We start from the raw sequence: 15,533 nt of genomic DNA on the forward strand, positions 1-15,533 counted from the left end.
GTGCGGTGAACGACGACCCGGTCGCCGGCACGGTCGCCGACCAGAGCACCGATGAGGACACCCCGCTCACCGTCGCCAAGACCCTGATCCTCGCCGGTGCCGGCGACATCGACGGCGACACTGTCACCCTGACCGGCGGCTCCGCCCTGCACGGCAGCGTGTCGCTCAATGCCGATGGCGACCTGGTCTACACGCCCGATGCCAACGCCAATGGCCCGGATGTCGTCACCTACACCTTGTCCGACGGCAACGGCGGCACCACCACCGGCACGTTCAACGTCGGGGTCGCGGCGGTGAATGACGACCCGACCGCCGGCAGCGTCGCCGACCAGAGCACCAATGAGGACACCCCGCTCACCGTCGCCAAGACCGTGATCCTGGCCGGTGCCGGCGACATCGACGGCGACACCGTCACCCTGACCGGCGGCTCGGCCCTGCACGGCAGCGTTTCGCTCGATGCCAATGGCGACCTGGTCTATACGCCCGACGCCAACGCCAACGGCCCGGATGTCGTCACCTACACTCTGTCCGACGGACATGGCGGCACCACCACCGGCAGCTTCAACGTCGGGGTCGCCGCGGTGAACGACGACCCGACCGCCGGCAGTGTCGCCGACCAGAGCACCGATGAGGACACCCCGCTCACCGTCGCCAAGACCCTGATCCTGGCCGGCGCCGGCGACATCGACGGCGACACCGTCACCCTGACCGGCGGCTCCGCCCTGCACGGCAGCGTCTCCCTCGACGCCAATGGCGACCTGGTCTACACGCCCGACGCCAACGCCAATGGCCCAGATGTCGTCACCTACACCCTCTCCGACGGCAACGGCGGCACCACCACCGGCACCTTCAATGTCGGCGTCGGCTCCGTCGACGATCCGGGTGTCGCGCAGGCCGACGCCTTCGCGACCGATGAGACCCTCGCCATCACGACCGGCAATGTCTTTGCCGACAACGGCTCCGGCGCAGACAGCGACCTGGACAGCCCGCTCACCGTGGCGGCGGTGAATGGCAGCGCGGCGGCGGTCGGCGTCATGATCACGCTCGCATCCGGCGCGCATCTGACGCTCAACGCCGACGGCACCTTCGCCTATGACCCGAACCACGCCTTCGACGACCTGCCCGCGGCGGGCTCCGGCGCCGCCAACACGACGGCGACCGACAGCTTCACCTACACCCTGGCCGGGGGCGAGATTGCGACCGTCACGGTCACCGTCTCCGGCATCGACTCCAACGACACGCTGGTCGGCACGGCCGGCAACGACACGCTCAGGGGCGGCATCGGCGCCGATCACATCGACGGCCTCGCCGGGATCGACACCGCCACCTATGCCGGTTCGGCGGCCGGGGTCACGGTCAACCTGCAGACCGGCACGGGCAGTGGCGGCGACGCCCGGGGCGACACCCTGATCGAGATCGAGAACCTGCTCGGCTCCAGCCTTGCCGACAACCTGACCGGCAGCGCCGCGGCCAATACCCTCGACGGCGGCGCAGGCGACGATATCCTCCGTGGCGGGGCCGGAGCAGACACCCTCGACGGCGGCACCGGCACCGATCTCGCCACGTACTGGGGCACCACCGCCGCGGTGGCGGTCAACCTGCTGACCGGTGCGGGCAGCGGCGGCGACGCCCAGGGCGACACCTATTTCGGGATCGAGAATGTCCACGGCGGCATGGCCGGGGACACTATCACCGGCAATGACGGCGCCAATGTTCTGCGCGGCTTCGAAGGCGACGACATCCTCCGTGGCGGAGCCGGAGGAGACACCCTCGACGGCGGCACCGGCACCGATCTCGTCACCTATGACGGCTCCACCGCCGGGGTCACGGTCAACCTGCAGACCGGTGCGGGCAGCGGCGGCGAGGCCCAGGGCGACACCCTGACGGGAATCGAGAATCTGGTCGGCTCCAGCCTGGCCGACAACCTGACCGGCAGCGCTGCCGCCAACACCCTCGACGGCGGCAACGGCGACGACATCCTCCGTGGCGGGGCCGGAGGAGACACCCTCGACGGCGGTACCGGCATCGATCTCGTCACTTACTGGGGCACCATCGCTGCGGTGACGGTCAACCTGCAGACCGGTGCGGGCAGCGACGGCGAGGCCCAGGGCGACACCTATATCGGCATCGAGAGTGTCCACGGCAGCAAGGCCGGGGACACCATCACCGGCAATGACGGCGCCAATGTTCTGCGCGGCTTCGAAGGCGACGACATCCTCCGTGGCGGCGCTGGAGGAGACACTCTCGACGGCGGCACCGGCACCGATCTCGTCACCTATGACGGCTCCGCCGCCGCGGTGGCGGTCAACCTGCAGACCGGTGCGGGCAGCGGCGGCGACGCCCAGGGCGATATCCTGACGGAGATCGAGAACCTTGTCGGCTCCAGTCTGGCCGACAACCTGACCGGCAGCGCCGCGGCCAACACCCTGGACGGCGGCAACGGCGACGATATCCTCCGTGGCGGGGCCGGAGGAGACACCCTCGACGGCGGCACCGGCACCGATCTCGCCACGTACTGGGGCACCATCGCTGCGGTGACGGTCAACCTGCAGACCGGTGCGGGCAGCGGCGGCGAGGCCCAGGGCGACACCTATATCGGCATCGAGAATGTCAACGGCAGCAAGGCCGGGGACACCATCACTGGCAATGACGGCGCCAATGTCCTGCGCGGCTACGAAGGCGACGACATCCTCCGTGGCGGCGCTGGAGGAGACACCCTCGACGGCGGTACCGGCATCGATCTCGTCACCTATGACGGCTCCGCCGCCGGGGTCACGATCAGCCTGCAGACCGGTGCGGGCAGCGGCGGCGACGCCCAGGACGACACCCTGACGGGGATCGAGAACCTGGTCGGCTCCAGCCTGGCCGACAACCTGACCGGCAACACCGTGGCCAACGCGCTGAACGGCTGGTCCGGCCAGGATGTGCTGACCGGCGGGTTGGGGGCCGACCGCTTCATCTTCTCCGACATCTCGCACACTGGCCTCGGGGCGAACGCCGACCGGATCACCGACTTCAGCCACGCCCAGGGCGACCGGATCGACCTGTCGGCGATCGACGCCAACACCGGCTTGACCGGGGACCAGATCTTCACCTTCATCGGCACCGGGCTCTACACCCACCAGGCCGGCGAGCTGCGCGCCGTCAACACCGGCCCGGGGATCACCACCATCGCCGGCGACGTCAATGGCGACGGCGTCTCCGACTTCCACATCCAGCTCTCCGGCAACCTGACCCTCGTCGCCTCCGACTTCGTCCTGTAGCAGCCCAGGCCCGGCTGCCCGGCGAGACCCCGCATCCGCAAGGGTGCGGGGTCGACCGGCTTCAGGCAGGCGGGGCCCCGGGCTGCCACAGCCGCGCCAGGTCGAAGCCGTGCACGTCCTGGCACAGGGCGACGAAGGCGGCGGCTTGGTGGTCGACCACCTGCCGGCCCTTCTCGGCCGCGGCGTTGGCGGCGTTGCCGACTGCGCCGCCGGGGTTCAGGTCCTGCGCCATCCAGCCGAACTGCGACACGCCATGCGCTCGCAGATGCGCGAAGTCGCGCAGGAACGCCAGTTGGGTCGACCGAAAATCCTCGGCCAGCTCCATCTTCACCAGGTCCGGGCGCAGATGCAGCATCACCGAGGTCTCCATGTCGCCGCCATGGATGCCGTAGGTCGCCTCCTCCGCCGGGAACAGCCCGTCCGGATTGCCGAAGCGCGACCAGGCCGAATGCACCGCCAGCATGCCGTGCCGGACCCTGAGCTCGCGCGCCACCACGTCGAGGATCGGCACGTTGCCGCCATGCGAGTTGATCAGGATCAGCTTGCGCAGCCCCGCCCGCCGGACGCTCTCGCCGATCTCGATCAGGTATTGGGTCAGCGTCTCCCACGACAAGGTCAGGGTGCCGGGCGAGGCGATGTGCTCGTTCGACTTGCCGACCGCCTGGGTCGGCAAAAACGTCACCGGCAGGTCGGCCGGCAGCAGCTCCAGCACCCGCCGCACCATGCCTTCGGCAATGCAGGTGTCGGTGTAGACCGGCAGATGCGGCCCGTGCTGCTCGATGGCGCAGACCGGCTGCACCGCGATCCAGTCCTCGGCACCGCCGTCGCGGAAGTCGAGCGTCGTCATCTCGTGCCAATAGCGCTTCGGCAGCATGGGCATCCTCTCAGGCGGCGGGGCCGGCGGCGATGACTTCCACCTCGACCAGGAACTCCGGGCGGGAGAAGCCGGAGACGATCATCAGGGTCGAGGCCGGGGGCGGGTCGGCGACGACGCGGTCGCGCACCGCCATGTAGCCCTTCAGATGCTCCCGCCCGGTAACGAAGGCGTTGATCCGGATGATGTGCGACAGGTCCATCCCGGCCGCCGCCAGGATCGCCCGGATGTTCTCGAAGCACAGCTCGGCCTGGCCCTCGACCGTGGCCGGCACCGCCTCGTCCGGGCCGATGCCGAGCTGGCCGGAGCAGACCACCAGGCGGCTGCCCGCCGGCACCTCGACGGCATGGCTGTAGCGGGCGAAGGGCGGCCGGATTCCGGCAGGGGCGATGGGGCGCGACAAGGGATTCGTCTCCCGCAAAAGGCCAGGAACCGTAGGACTGCGCACGCCCGGTGACAAGGTTGCCGGGTGCAAGAAAACTGGACTAGGCTGCCCATTCGTTGGGCACCGGAGGGAAGGGCGTCGGCCGCGGCGCGCCGCCGTCCGGCCGCCCGATGGGACCAATATCCCGCGGATCGCCGGCCGGCCGCGGCGCCTCTTCGAACCGGAGGCGGATGGCACGGCCGTTGCTTCCTGTCGTCTTTGGCGCTGCGGCATAAAAAACGACATAGGGATCGGCTTCATGCAACTTTGCGGACGGGTCTTCGCTCTCGCCCTCGGCCTGACGGCGGGGGTGACGGCCGCGCTGTCGGCCGGCACGGCCACCGCGGCCGACAAGGTCAGCTTCGGCACCAACTGGCTGGCCCAGGCCGAGCATGGCGGCTACTACCAGGCGGTGGCGGACGGCACCTACGCCAAGGCCGGCCTGGACGTCACCATCGTCATGGGCGGGCCGGAGGCGGCCAATCGGGCGCGCCTCGTCGCCGGCCAGATCGACTTCTTCATGGGCGGCACGCTGGACGCCTTCGACTCGGTCAAGGAAGGGGTGCCGGTGATCAATGTCGCCGCCATCTTCCAGAAGGACCCGCAGGTGCTGATGGCCCATCCCGACCAGGGCATCGAGACCATCGGCGACCTGGCCAAGCTGGACACGCTGTTCCTGTCCGGCGAGGGCTACGACACCTATTTCCGCTGGCTGAAATCGGCCTATCCCGGCTTCCGGGACGAGCAGTACAAGCCCTACACCTTCAACCCGGCCCCGTTCATCGCCGACCCGAAATCCGGCCAGCAGGGCTATCTGACGTCGGAGCCGCGGGACATCGAGAAGCAGGCCGGCTGGAAGCCCAAGGTCTTCCTGCTCGCCGACAACGGCTACACCGCCTATTCCACCACCATTGCGGCGCAGCAGGCGATGGTGGACCATAACCCCGACCTGGTGCAGCGCTTCGTCGATGCCTCGATCACCGGCTGGTACAATTATCTCTACGGCGACAACAGCGCGGCCAACGCGCTGATCAAGAAGGACAATCCGGAGATGACGGATGAGCAGCTGGCCTATGGGCGGGAGCAGCTGAAGGCCGCGCATATCGTCGTCGCCGGCGAGGCCGAGACCCAGGGCATCGGCTGCATGACCGCGAACCGATACCAGAGCTTCTATGACAGCATGGTCAAGGCCGGGGTGCTGGAGGCCGGGCTGGATGTGAGCAAGGCCTTCACCACCCGCTTCGTCTGCAAGGGTGTCGGCCTCGACCTCTACAAGAAGCTGGCCGGCGGCTGAGGTGGATGCGGTCGGCTTGACCATGCCCGGGGACGGCGCCGCCGGAGTGCTGGTGTCGCTGGACGGGGTGTCGAAGCGCTTTGCCAGCGGCACCCTGGCCCTGTCCGCCATGTCGCTCGACATCCGGGAAGGCGAATTCGTCAGCCTGCTGGGCCCGTCCGGCTGCGGCAAATCGACGGCGCTGCGGCTGATCGCCGGGCTCGGCGCCCCGTCCGCTGGCGCCATCCGCTGGCCGGGCGGCGGCCGCGGTGCGACCGAGGGCGAGGTCGGCTTCGTGTTCCAGGAGCCGACGCTGATGCCCTGGGCCACGGTGTTCAAGAATGTCTGGCTGCCGCTGCGGCTGAAGGGCCTGTCGCGGGCGGCGGCGCGCGACCGGGTGATGGAGGCGCTGGCGATGGTCGGGCTGGACCGCTTCGCCGACGCCTATCCGCGCGAGCTGTCGGGCGGCATGAAGATGCGGGTGTCGATCGCCCGCGCTTTGGTCACCCGGCCGAAGCTGCTGCTGATGGACGAGCCCTTCGCGGCGCTGGACGAGATCACCCGGATCAAGCTGAACGACGACCTGCTGCGGCTGTGGCAGGGGCAGAACTGGACCATCGTCTTCGTCACCCATTCGGTGTTCGAATCCGTCTACCTGTCGTCCCGCATCGTGGTGATGGCGGCGCGGCCGGGCCGGGTGATCGAGGAGGTGGCGGTCGACGCCCCCTACCCGCGCGGCAACGAGTACCGGATGTCGACGCCCTACAATGAGCGCTGCCGCACCGTGTCGGACGCGCTCATGCGGGCGATCATGGTGGCGGCGGAGCAGCGATGACCGAGATCGGGGTCCAGACCGAAGACGAGGCGGCGATCGCCGAAGCCCGGCGGGCCGAACCCGGGCGCATCCGGGACCTGGCGGCACGGATCGCCATCCCGGTGGTCGCCTTCGGCGCCTTCGTCGTGCTGTGGCAGTGGTATGTCACGGCCTATCAGGTGCCGCGCTACATCCTGCCGGCGCCGACCGAGGTGGCGGCCACCATGGTCGGCGACTGGCCGATCCTGTCCTCGGCACTCGCGGTGACTCTGACCATCACCTTCGCCGCCCTGGCCGCGGCGCTGGTCGGCGGCGTGGCGCTGGCCATCCTGTTCATCCAGTCGCGCTGGCTGGAGCTGGCCTTCTACCCCTATGCCGTGGTGCTGCAGGTGACGCCGATCGTGGCGATCGCGCCCCTGATCATCATCTACGCGCCGTCGACCGAATCGGTGCTGCTGATCTGCGCCTTCATCGTCGCCTTCTTCCCGATCCTGTCGAACATGACGCAAGGGCTGAAGAGCACCGACCACAACCTGTTGAACCTGTTCGAGCTGTACGGCGCCTCGCGCTGGCAGTCGCTGCTGCATCTGCGCATCCCGGCGGCGCTGCCCTATTTCGCCACCGGCCTGCGCATCGGCGGCGGCTTGGCGCTGATCGGGTCGGTGGTGGCGGAGTTCGCGGCCGGATCGGCCGGCGCCCAGTCCGGCCTAGCCTTCCGCATCCTCGAGGCCGGGCGGCGGCTGAACGTGCCGCGGCTGTTCGCGGCGCTGATCCTGATCACCCTGACCGGCCTGGCCATCTTCGCCCTGACCAGCCTGGTGTCGCATCTGCTGCTGCGACGCTGGCACGAAAGTGCCATCCGGCGGGAGAACTGAGATGGGTTTTGCCCGCCTGCCGGACGCCCGGCGCTATCGCCTGGCCAACGCCACCGTCCCGGCCTGCCTGGCCGAGGGTGCGGATCTGGTTCCCGACGCCGAGGGGCTGGCCCGGGCCGATCTGACCATCGACGGCGGCATTCTGGCGGCGATCCGCCCGGCCGGCAGCCCCGACCCTGAGGGCCTGCCGGCGCTGGACCTCGACCGCGGCATGGTATGGCCGGCCTTCGTCGAGGCGCACACCCATCTCGACAAGGGCCATATCTGGCCGCGCAGCCCCAACTCCGACGGCAGCTTCGACGGCGCCCTCACTGCCGTGCGCACGGACCGGGCCGCGCACTGGTCGGCCGCGGATGTGCAGGCGCGGATGGAGTTCAGCCTGCGCTGCGCCTTCGCCCACGGCACCAGGCTGATCCGCACCCATATCGACAGCGATGCGCCGCAGCATCGCGTCTCCTGGCCGGTCTTCGCCGAGCTTCGCGACGCCTGGACCGGGCGGATCGAGCTGCAGGGCGCCGCCCTGGTCGGCATCGACCGGCTGATGGACGACGCCTATTTCGACGACCTCGGCCGGACCGTCCGCGCCCATGGCGGCATCCTCGGCGCCGTGACCTATCCGGTCCCCGGGCTGGAGGCCGGGATCGACCGGCTGTTCCGCCATGCCGTCGAGCACGGCCTCGACCTCGATTTCCATGCCGACGAGACCGGCGACCCGGCGGTGCGGTCGCTGGCGCTGATCGCCGAGGCCGCGATCCGCCACCGTTTCCGCGGCCGGGTGCTGGTCGGCCATTGCTGCTCCCTGGCCCGGCAGCCGGAGGACGTGATCGACCGCACCCTGGACCTGGTTGCCGAGGCCGGCCTGGCCGTGGTGTCGCTGCCGATGTGCAACATGTACCTGCAGGACCGCCGCGCCGGGGTCACGCCACGCTGGCGCGGGGTGACGCTGCTGCACGAGATGAAGGCGCGCGGCATCCCGGTGATGGTCGCCTCCGACAACACCCGCGACCCGTTCTACGCCTATGGCGATCTCGATGCGCTCGAGGTCTACGCCCAGGCGACCCGCATCCTGCATCTCGACCACCCGGTCGGCGACTGGCCGCGGGCGGTGACCGCGACCCCCGCCGAGGTGCTGGGCTGGCCGGATCTCGGCCGCCTGGGAGCGGGCGGCGGCGCCGACCTGGTGCTGCTGCGCGCCCGGAGCTGGACCGAGCTGCTGTCCCGCCCCCAGGCCGACCGCATCGTGGTCCGCGCCGGCCGGGCGATCGACACCACCCCGCCGGACTATCGCGAGCTGGACGCGCTGCTGGCACCCGAAGGAGGGAACGCATGACCGATCTGTCGGCGCTGAAGCGCGACCTGGAGGGGCTGCGGGTCACCGACGACCCGGTGCTGGTGAAGCAGAAGAGCCAGGACTTCTTCTGGTACTCGCCGGTGCTGAAGCGGCAGCTGGAGCATGTCACCGGCGACCTCGTCGTCTCGCCGACCTCGGAGGCCGAGGTGGTGCAGGCGCTGAAGGCCGCCTATGCGCATGGCGTGCCGGTGACCCCGCGCGGCGCCGGCACCGGCAATTACGGCCAGGCCATGCCGCTGTCCGGCGGCATGGTGCTGAACCTGGCGCGGATGAACAAGGTCACGGCCATCCGCCCCGGCGCGGTGGCGGCCGAGGCCGGCGCGGTGCTGTCCCAGATGGACATGCAGACCCGGGCCAAGGTCGGGCAGGAGATGCGGCTGTTCCCGTCGACCTACCGGATGGCGACGATCGGCGGCTTCCTGGCCGGCGGCTCCGGCGGCGTCGGATCGATCCGCTGGGGCGGCCTGCGCAACCTCGGCAACGTCATGCGGGTGCGGCTGGTGACGATGGAGGCGGAGCCGCGCATCCTCGACCTGACCGGCGAGGACCTCTTGAAGGCGCTGCACGCCTACGGCACCAACGGCATCATCACCGAGGTCGAGATCCCGCTGACGGCGGCGCCGGAATGGGTGGACGTCGTCGTCGGCTTCGACGACTGGATGGACGCGGTCCGCTTCAGCGAGGAGATCGGCCGGGCCGACGGGCTGCTGCTGAAGGAGATCGCGCCGGTCGCCGCGCCGGTGCCGCATGACTATTTCCAGAAGCACCAGAAATTCGTCCGCCGCGACCAGTCGGTGGCGCTGCTGATGGTGGCCGATTTCGCCATGGGCGGCTTCGAGGCCTTCATGAAGCGGTCGAAGGGCGAGGTGCTGTTCCGCGCCGACACCGCGACCGACGAGGAGAAGCGGGGCCTGCCGCCGCTGTACGAGCTGACCTGGAACCACACCACGCTGCGGGCGATCAAGATCGACCCGACCATCACCTATCTGCAGGTGCTGTACCCCTTCCCCGACCATCTGCGGCTGGTCGAGGAGATGACGAGGATCTTCGGCGACGAGGTGCCGGGCCATCTCGAGCTGATCCGCTTCGACGGCAACGTCACCTGCTCCGGCCTGCCGATCGTGCGCTTCACCACCGAGGAGCGGCTGGACGAGATCATCCGCATCCATGAGGACCATGGCTGCCTGATCTTCAACCCGCACCGCTACACGCTGGAGGAGGGCGGGATGAAGCGCACCGACGCGGTGCAGTTGGCGTTCAAGCGCGAGACCGACCCGCGCGGCCTGTTGAACCCCGGCAAGATGATCGGCTGGGACGACCCGGATTACGATTTGAATTCCGGCCGCATCTACCTGTTCCCGGGGCTGCAGGCGACGGGGTGAGGATGGTCAGCCGCCTTCTCGCGGAAATGGATCTTTTGAAGTCCCCCCTCCCCTTGCGGGAGGGGGGCAGGGGGAGGGGTCTGCGCGCGTCCGCGCGCGAATGGGCAGGGCACCGAACTCACCGTCCGTGCGGGTTTGCGACAGTCTGGGCCGGTTCGAGCCGAGAGAACCCCCTCCCCCTACCCCCCTCCCGCAAGGGGAGGGGGGACTCAAAAGAGGCGGTACGTGAATGTCGCATCGCGATTTCGGGTGAGGGGGCGGCCCCGGCCTCTCCGTCCGGTGGGATCTGACCGATGCGCGTCCTGGTGCTGTTCGCGCATCCGGTCGAGACCAGCTTCCACGCCGCGCTGCACCGCGCGATGGTCGACGCGCTGCGCCGGGCCGGGCACGAGGTCGACGACTGCGACCTCTATGCCGAGGGCTTCGACCCGATCCTGACGCGCGAGGAGCGGCTGCGCTATCACGACGTGCCGGCCAACCGCCTGCCGGTCGAAAGCCATGTCGACCTCCTGCTGCGGGCCGAGGCGCTGGTGATCATGGCGCCGGTCTGGAATTTCGGCTTCCCGGCGATCCTGAAGGGCTGGTTCGACCGGGTGATGCTGCCCGGCGTGTCCTTCGTCATGCGCGACGGCCGGGCCCATCCCAACCTGCAGCACATCCGGTCCCTGACCGCCATAGTCTCCTATGGCGGCACGCGCTGGGCGTCGCTGCTGATGGGCGACCCGCCGCGCAAGCTGGTGCGGCGCTGGCTGCGCGGCCTGATCCGCCCCTGGGCGCCGGTGCGCTATGTCGCCCTCTACGGCATGAACCGCGCCACCGACGCCGACCGCGACGCCTTCCTGGCGCGGGTGGTCGGGGCGGCGGAGCGGCTCTGACAGCGGAATGTCACCAGCTCTACTTCAGCAGCTCGTCGAGCGCGCCGTGCTCGGGATCCATCTCCGCACGCTCCACGGCCTCGATGACGACCTCTGTGGCATCGACCGTGCGATGCGTGCGCTGCGCGGCGGCCTCGAGCCAGTCGCACTGGTTGGCCGAAGCGCTGACTCTGGGCATAGCAAACACCGCACCGACGATGGGCATCCAAATTATACGGATAGCACGCCTTTAGACAGAAAAGAGGTCAGGACAGTTACACCTCGACCTCGACCAGCGCGGTCTCGGGTTGGGAGCAGCAGGCGAGGATCCAGCCTTCGGCGATCTCCTCATCGGCGATGCCGCCATTGTGCTCCATTCGCACCTCGCCCTTCAGCTTGCGCACCAGGCAGGTGCCGCAGAGGCCCTGGCGGCAGGCGGTCGGGATGCGCAGGCCGCAGCCTTCCGCCGCCTCCAGCACGGTCTGGCCCGGCAGCACCGACGCCTTGCGGCCGGAGCGGGTGAAGGCGACCTGCATCCCCTCCCCGGCCGCCTCGGGCGGCGGCGCGATCGGGGCCGCCACCGGCACCGGCGCCGGGGTGGCGCCGAAGCTCTCCTCATGCCAGCGCGCCGCCGGCACGCCGAGCTCGCCGGCCAGGCGCCGGGCCGCGTCCATGAACCGGTCCGGGCCGCAGCAGAACACCGTCCGCCCGGCCAGATCCGGGCACAGGGTGGACAGCAGCGCCCGTTCCAGCCGGCCGCTGGCCCAGCCCTCGCCCGCCGGCCCGCCGGTGACGGCGAAGCGCAGCCTCAGGCCGGACGCGACCTCGGCCATGTAGCCCAGCTCCGACCGGAACAGCAGGTCCTGTGGCCGCCGGGCGAAATGGACATAGACCACATCGGTCTGCGGCGCGGTGTCGAACAGCCAGCGCGCCATCGACATCATCGGCGTGGCGCCGCTGCCAGCCGACAGGAACAGGTAGCGCTCGGCCGGGTGGTCGAGCAGCGAGAAGCGGCCGGTGGGGCCATGCGCCGTCAGCGCGTCGCCAACCTTGAGCTTGTCGAACAGCCAGCGGGTGGCGACGCTGCCCGGCTGCACCTTGGCGGTGATCTTGGCGTGGTGCGGCCGCGACGGGGTCGAGGCCAGGGTGTAGGTGCGCAGCACCGGCTCCGGCCCCACCGGCAGCTCCAGCGTCACGAACTGGCCGGGGCGGTAGGAGAACCAGCTGCCGTCCTCCGCCTCGAAGCGGAAGGTGCGGACGTCCGGCGCCTCCTCACGGATGCCGATGCAGCGCAGCCGCGTGGTCTTCGCGTTCCACAGCGCCGGCGTCGCGGTCAGAGGGCCGGGCACGTCGCGCCGCCCCTACGCCACGTCGCGGATCGGGGTGGCGGCGGCGCCGCCGCCGAGTCGGCGGGAGAGGGTGTCAGCGTACCAGTCGACGAACTGGATCACCGCGCCCTCATGCATCCGTGAATACGGCCCGGGCTGATAGGCCGGGGACAGGATGCCGCGCTGGTTCTCCTCGATGATGCGGCGATCCTCGTCATTGGTCGCGGTCCACACCTCGGTCAGGGCCTTGAGGTCGTAGTCCACGCCCTCGACCGCGTCCTTGTGCACCAGCCATTTGGTGGTGACCTCGGTTTCGGTCGGGCTGATCGGCAGGATGCGGAAGCTCAGCGCGTGGTCGGCCAGCAGGTGGTTCCAGCTGTTCGGGTAGTGGTACAGCAGCATCGAGCCGAGCTTGGTTGTCGGGAAGTCGGCCAGCAGGCGGCTCACGGCCGGCCGGCCGCTCATCGTCATCGAATGGGCGTCGTTGATGAACGGCACCCGCATCACCCGGTACTGCATGTCGTCCGAGATCTGGTAGCGGCTGGGCAGGCCCATCGCCTCGCAGCTCTGCCAGTGCTCGAGGATGGCGGGGTTCTCCTCCATGCCCTTCTGGCCGCTGGTCAGGGTCGGCTGGTCGGAGAAGACGCGGCACAGCTCCGGATGGTTGCCGGAGCAGTGATAGCATTCGCGGTTGTTCTCCATCACCAGCTTCCAGTTGCCCTTCTCGATGATGGTCGAGCTGTGGGCGACCTTGGCCTCGGCCAGGAAATGCGGCGCCATATAGGGCTCGATCATCCGGCGCAGCGGCTCGAAGTCGCGCGGCTCGTCGGCCAGCGACAGGAAGATCCAGCCGGCGACCTCGTGGCAGGCGACCGGCTTCAGCCCGAACTGCGCCGGGTCGATCGCATCCATCATGTCGCGGGCGAAGATCAGCTTGCCCTCGAGGTCGTAGGTCCACTGGTGGTAGGGGCAGACCAGCCGCGGGCGCGAGCCGCGCTCGTCGGTGCACAGGCGCGAGCCGCGGTGGCGGCAGACATTGTGGAAGGCGCGGATGGCGCGGTCGCGGCCGCGCACCACGATCACCGGATACTCGCCGATCTGCACGGTCAGGAAATCGCCCGGCCGCGTCACCTCGCAGGCGTGGCCGACGAACAGCCACTCCTGGTAGAAGATGTGCTCCAGGTCCAGCGCGAGATAGGCGGGGCTGGTATAAAAATCCCGCTTCAGGCTGAAGCCCGGCGCGCGGGAATGCAGATCCATCAACATGGCCGAACGCGCTTCCATACCCGATCTTCTCCTCTGGGCACGGTCGCAGATGTGGCTTCCGGGTACGCGCTCTCGAGGACCGGCGACCGGACCGGCCTCTCGCGAACATGCCCGCCGACCGCCCACCGCGATCATCGAGACAAAACTCCCTCGAGGCTGGTTTCCGGACTCCGGCGGGCTTCTCGGCCCGGTGCGGCGCCTTCCCGGATCACTCCAGTGGCCCCTGCCGCACCTTCACCGCCGTCACCGTTGCGGGGGCAGCGCCGGACTTTCACCGGCTTCCCAATTCTCCGATCCGCAGCCGCTTGTTCCGCGGCCTCGGACCGGCACCTCTTGACGGCGATCATGGCGCGACTCCGCGGGTCCGCAAGCTCCAGAGCCGACACACCATGACGCGGCTGCGACACGGGTCCCGGCCGGTCGCGACTCGGCATTTTCTGCTGCGGCATGGCCGCGCTGCGTCAGCGTCTGCCGCCGCCTGGCATGATTGCGCAGCCCCTGCCGGCGGCACCGCAGATAATCGGAGAGACCGGAACCGGAGGACGCACCATGACGCTGACCGACTTCAAGATCCTGACCTTCGACTGCTACGGCACGCTGATCGACTGGGAGACCGGCATGGTCAACGCGCTGGCGCCGCTGACCGCCCGTGCCAGGCAGCCGCTGAGCCGCGACCAGGTCCTGGAAGCCCATGCCCGGCACGAATCGGCGCAGCAGCGCTGGACCCCGGCGCGGCGCTACAGCGAGCTGCTGGCCATCGTCTACAAGCGCCTGGCCGAGGAATGGGGCGTGGCGGCGAGCTGGGAGGAGGCGCTGGCCTATGGCCGCTCGATCAAGGACTGGCCGGCCTTCGCCGACACCGCCGGCGCGCTGCAATACCTGAAGAAGTACTACAAGCTGGCGATCCTCTCGAATGTCGACAATGCCAGCTTCGCCTTGAGCAACGTCCGGCTGCAGGTCGAGTTCGACGCCGTCTTCACCGCCGAGGACATCGGCAGCTACAAGCCCGCGTCCCGCAACTTCGACTACATGCTGGAGAAGCTGGGCGGCCTGGGCATCGCCCCGGGCGAGATCCTGCACACGGCGGAGAGCCTGTTCCACGACCACGAGCCGGCGACGGCGGCGGGGCTGGCCACCTGCTGGATCCACCGCCGCCACGCCGAGGGCGGCTTCGGCGCCACCATGCAGCCGGCGACCGAGCCCAAGGTCGATTTCCGCTTCACCAGCATGGCGGAACTGGCAAAAGCTCATCAGGAAGCGCTGCGGGGCTAACCCCGCGGCCGATCGGACGAGGGGAAAGGATGGCGCCGAAGCTGGACCGGATCGACATCGCCATCCTGGCCCGGCTGCAGGCCGACGGGCGGATCACCAACGCGGCGCTGGCCGACGCCGTCGGCCTGTCGCCCAGCCCCTGCCTGCAGCGGGTGAAGCGGCTGGAGGCTGCGGGCTACATCGCCGGCTACGGCGCCCGCATCGCGCTGTCGAAGCTGACCGAGACCGTGACGGTGTTCACCGAGGTGACGCTGAGCGACCACCGGCGCGAGGACTTCATCCGCTTCGAGGCCGGGCTGGCCACGGTCGAGGAGCTGCTGGAGTGCCACATGGTCAGCGGCGGCTACGACTACCTGCTGCGCTTCCTGACCCGCAGCATCGCCCATTACCAGCAGGTGATGGAGGCGCTGCTGGACCGCCGCCTCGGCATCGAGAAGTACTTCAGCTACATCGTCATCAAATCCCCGATCCTGCGCCAGGCCGCCCCGCTGCAGAAGCTGCTGCGGGGAGAGTAGTTCTTCTGACGCGATTTCTCCGGAGTCCCCCCTCCCCTCGCG

14 protein-coding genes and 1 riboswitch are annotated in these 15,533 nt (G+C 69.4%); of the genes, 9 read left to right on the forward strand and 5 right to left on the reverse strand.

Annotated elements, in window-relative coordinates:
• The coding region (locus tag FFK22_RS37620) for a cadherin-like domain-containing protein (protein ID WP_143956926.1) at positions 1-3,263 on the forward strand (3,263 nt) is incomplete at its 5' end.
• 61 nt (positions 3,264-3,324) lie between these two features.
• Here FFK22_RS37620 and FFK22_RS37625 read toward each other — a convergent pair.
• Positions 3,325-4,137, reverse strand: a complete 813-nt coding sequence (locus FFK22_RS37625; RefSeq protein WP_138892606.1) for a creatininase family protein — start codon at positions 4,135-4,137, stop codon at positions 3,325-3,327.
• Between the two features lie 10 nt (positions 4,138-4,147).
• On the reverse strand, positions 4,148-4,540 hold the full coding sequence (locus FFK22_RS44125) for a RidA family protein (RefSeq protein ID WP_221939155.1): 393 nt from the start codon (positions 4,538-4,540) through the stop codon (positions 4,148-4,150).
• 280 nt (positions 4,541-4,820) lie between these two features.
• Between FFK22_RS44125 and FFK22_RS37635 the strand changes: the two genes are divergently transcribed.
• From FFK22_RS37635 to FFK22_RS37660, 6 genes are all read left to right on the forward strand, one after another.
• The gene (locus tag FFK22_RS37635) at positions 4,821-5,855 is read left to right on the forward strand and encodes an ABC transporter substrate-binding protein (protein WP_138892605.1); all 1,035 of its coding nucleotides are present in this window, start codon (positions 4,821-4,823) and stop codon (positions 5,853-5,855) included.
• A gap of 22 nt (positions 5,856-5,877) precedes the next feature.
• Entirely contained in the window at positions 5,878-6,669 is a 792-nt protein-coding gene (locus tag FFK22_RS37640; RefSeq protein WP_138892615.1) for an ABC transporter ATP-binding protein, read from the forward strand.
• Positions 6,666-7,523: an ABC transporter permease gene (locus FFK22_RS37645; protein ID WP_138892604.1), complete on the forward strand. Its 858-nt coding sequence runs from the start codon at positions 6,666-6,668 to the stop codon at positions 7,521-7,523. Before FFK22_RS37640 ends, FFK22_RS37645 begins: the two co-directional genes overlap by 4 nt.
• 1 nt (position 7,524) lies before the next feature.
• Positions 7,525-8,853 (forward strand): cytosine deaminase, encoded by a 1,329-nt coding sequence (locus tag FFK22_RS37650; RefSeq protein ID WP_138892603.1) that lies wholly within the window; start codon positions 7,525-7,527, stop codon positions 8,851-8,853.
• Complete coding sequence (locus FFK22_RS37655; RefSeq protein WP_138892602.1) at positions 8,850-10,256, forward strand: FAD-binding oxidoreductase; 1,407 nt, start codon at positions 8,850-8,852, stop codon at positions 10,254-10,256. The genes FFK22_RS37650 and FFK22_RS37655 overlap by 4 nt, the downstream gene beginning before the upstream one ends.
• A 293-nt stretch (positions 10,257-10,549) precedes the next feature.
• Positions 10,550-11,131 carry an NAD(P)H-dependent oxidoreductase gene (locus FFK22_RS37660; RefSeq protein ID WP_138892601.1) on the forward strand — a complete coding sequence of 194 codons (582 nt, stop codon included), beginning with the start codon at positions 10,550-10,552 and terminating at the stop codon, positions 11,129-11,131.
• A gap of 19 nt (positions 11,132-11,150) precedes the next feature.
• Here FFK22_RS37660 and FFK22_RS37665 read toward each other — a convergent pair whose 3' ends face one another.
• Genes FFK22_RS37665 through FFK22_RS37675 form a run of 3 tightly spaced genes read right to left on the reverse strand, consistent with a single transcriptional unit; the run spans position 11,151 to position 13,722 of the window.
• Complete coding sequence (locus tag FFK22_RS37665) at positions 11,151-11,336, reverse strand: hypothetical protein (protein ID WP_221939157.1); 186 nt, start codon at positions 11,334-11,336, stop codon at positions 11,151-11,153.
• Between the two features lie 49 nt (positions 11,337-11,385).
• Entirely contained in the window at positions 11,386-12,459 is a 1,074-nt protein-coding gene (locus FFK22_RS37670) for a hybrid-cluster NAD(P)-dependent oxidoreductase (protein WP_221939158.1), read from the reverse strand.
• 12 nt (positions 12,460-12,471) lie between these two features.
• Entirely contained in the window at positions 12,472-13,722 is a 1,251-nt protein-coding gene (locus FFK22_RS37675) for an aromatic ring-hydroxylating dioxygenase subunit alpha (protein ID WP_138892600.1), read from the reverse strand.
• A 118-nt stretch (positions 13,723-13,840) separates the two neighbouring features.
• A riboswitch (cobalamin riboswitch) is annotated at positions 13,841-14,053 on the reverse strand.
• Positions 14,054-14,253: 200 nt separating this feature from the next.
• On the opposite strand from FFK22_RS37675, the gene FFK22_RS37680 reads away from it, so the two are divergent.
• Both FFK22_RS37680 and FFK22_RS37685 read left to right on the forward strand, forming a co-directional pair.
• Positions 14,254-14,976 carry a haloacid dehalogenase type II gene (locus tag FFK22_RS37680; RefSeq protein WP_138892599.1) on the forward strand — a complete coding sequence of 241 codons (723 nt, stop codon included), beginning with the start codon at positions 14,254-14,256 and terminating at the stop codon, positions 14,974-14,976.
• Positions 14,977-15,005: 29 nt separating this feature from the next.
• On the forward strand, positions 15,006-15,491 hold the full coding sequence (locus tag FFK22_RS37685; RefSeq protein ID WP_138892598.1) for an Lrp/AsnC family transcriptional regulator: 486 nt from the start codon (positions 15,006-15,008) through the stop codon (positions 15,489-15,491).
• Positions 15,492-15,533 lie beyond the last annotated feature (42 nt).

This window comes from Mycobacterium sp. KBS0706, assembly GCF_005938675.2.
Taxonomy (GTDB): domain Bacteria; phylum Pseudomonadota; class Alphaproteobacteria; order DSM-16000; family Inquilinaceae; genus Inquilinus.

Bases quoted from the DNA above. Each gene is read 5' to 3' on its own strand.
- FFK22_RS37660 (WP_138892601.1), top strand. From the start codon at position 10,550: ATGCGCGTCCTGGTGCTGTTCGCGCATCCGGTCGAGACCAGCTTCCAC.
- FFK22_RS37645 (WP_138892604.1), top strand. From the start codon at position 6,666: ATGACCGAGATCGGGGTCCAGACCGAAGACGAGGCGGCGATCGCCGAA.
- FFK22_RS37635 (WP_138892605.1), top strand. From the start codon at position 4,821: ATGCAACTTTGCGGACGGGTCTTCGCTCTCGCCCTCGGCCTGACGGCG.
- FFK22_RS37655 (WP_138892602.1), top strand. From the start codon at position 8,850: ATGACCGATCTGTCGGCGCTGAAGCGCGACCTGGAGGGGCTGCGGGTC.
- FFK22_RS37685 (WP_138892598.1), top strand. From the start codon at position 15,006: ATGGCGCCGAAGCTGGACCGGATCGACATCGCCATCCTGGCCCGGCTG.
- FFK22_RS37625 (WP_138892606.1), bottom strand. From the start codon at position 4,137: ATGCTGCCGAAGCGCTATTGGCACGAGATGACGACGCTCGACTTCCGC.
- FFK22_RS37675 (WP_138892600.1), bottom strand. From the start codon at position 13,722: ATGGAAGCGCGTTCGGCCATGTTGATGGATCTGCATTCCCGCGCGCCG.
- FFK22_RS37680 (WP_138892599.1), top strand. From the start codon at position 14,254: ATGACGCTGACCGACTTCAAGATCCTGACCTTCGACTGCTACGGCACG.
- FFK22_RS37665 (WP_221939157.1), bottom strand. From the start codon at position 11,336: ATGCCCATCGTCGGTGCGGTGTTTGCTATGCCCAGAGTCAGCGCTTCG.
- FFK22_RS37640 (WP_138892615.1), top strand. From the start codon at position 5,878: ATGCCCGGGGACGGCGCCGCCGGAGTGCTGGTGTCGCTGGACGGGGTG.
- FFK22_RS37650 (WP_138892603.1), top strand. From the start codon at position 7,525: ATGGGTTTTGCCCGCCTGCCGGACGCCCGGCGCTATCGCCTGGCCAAC.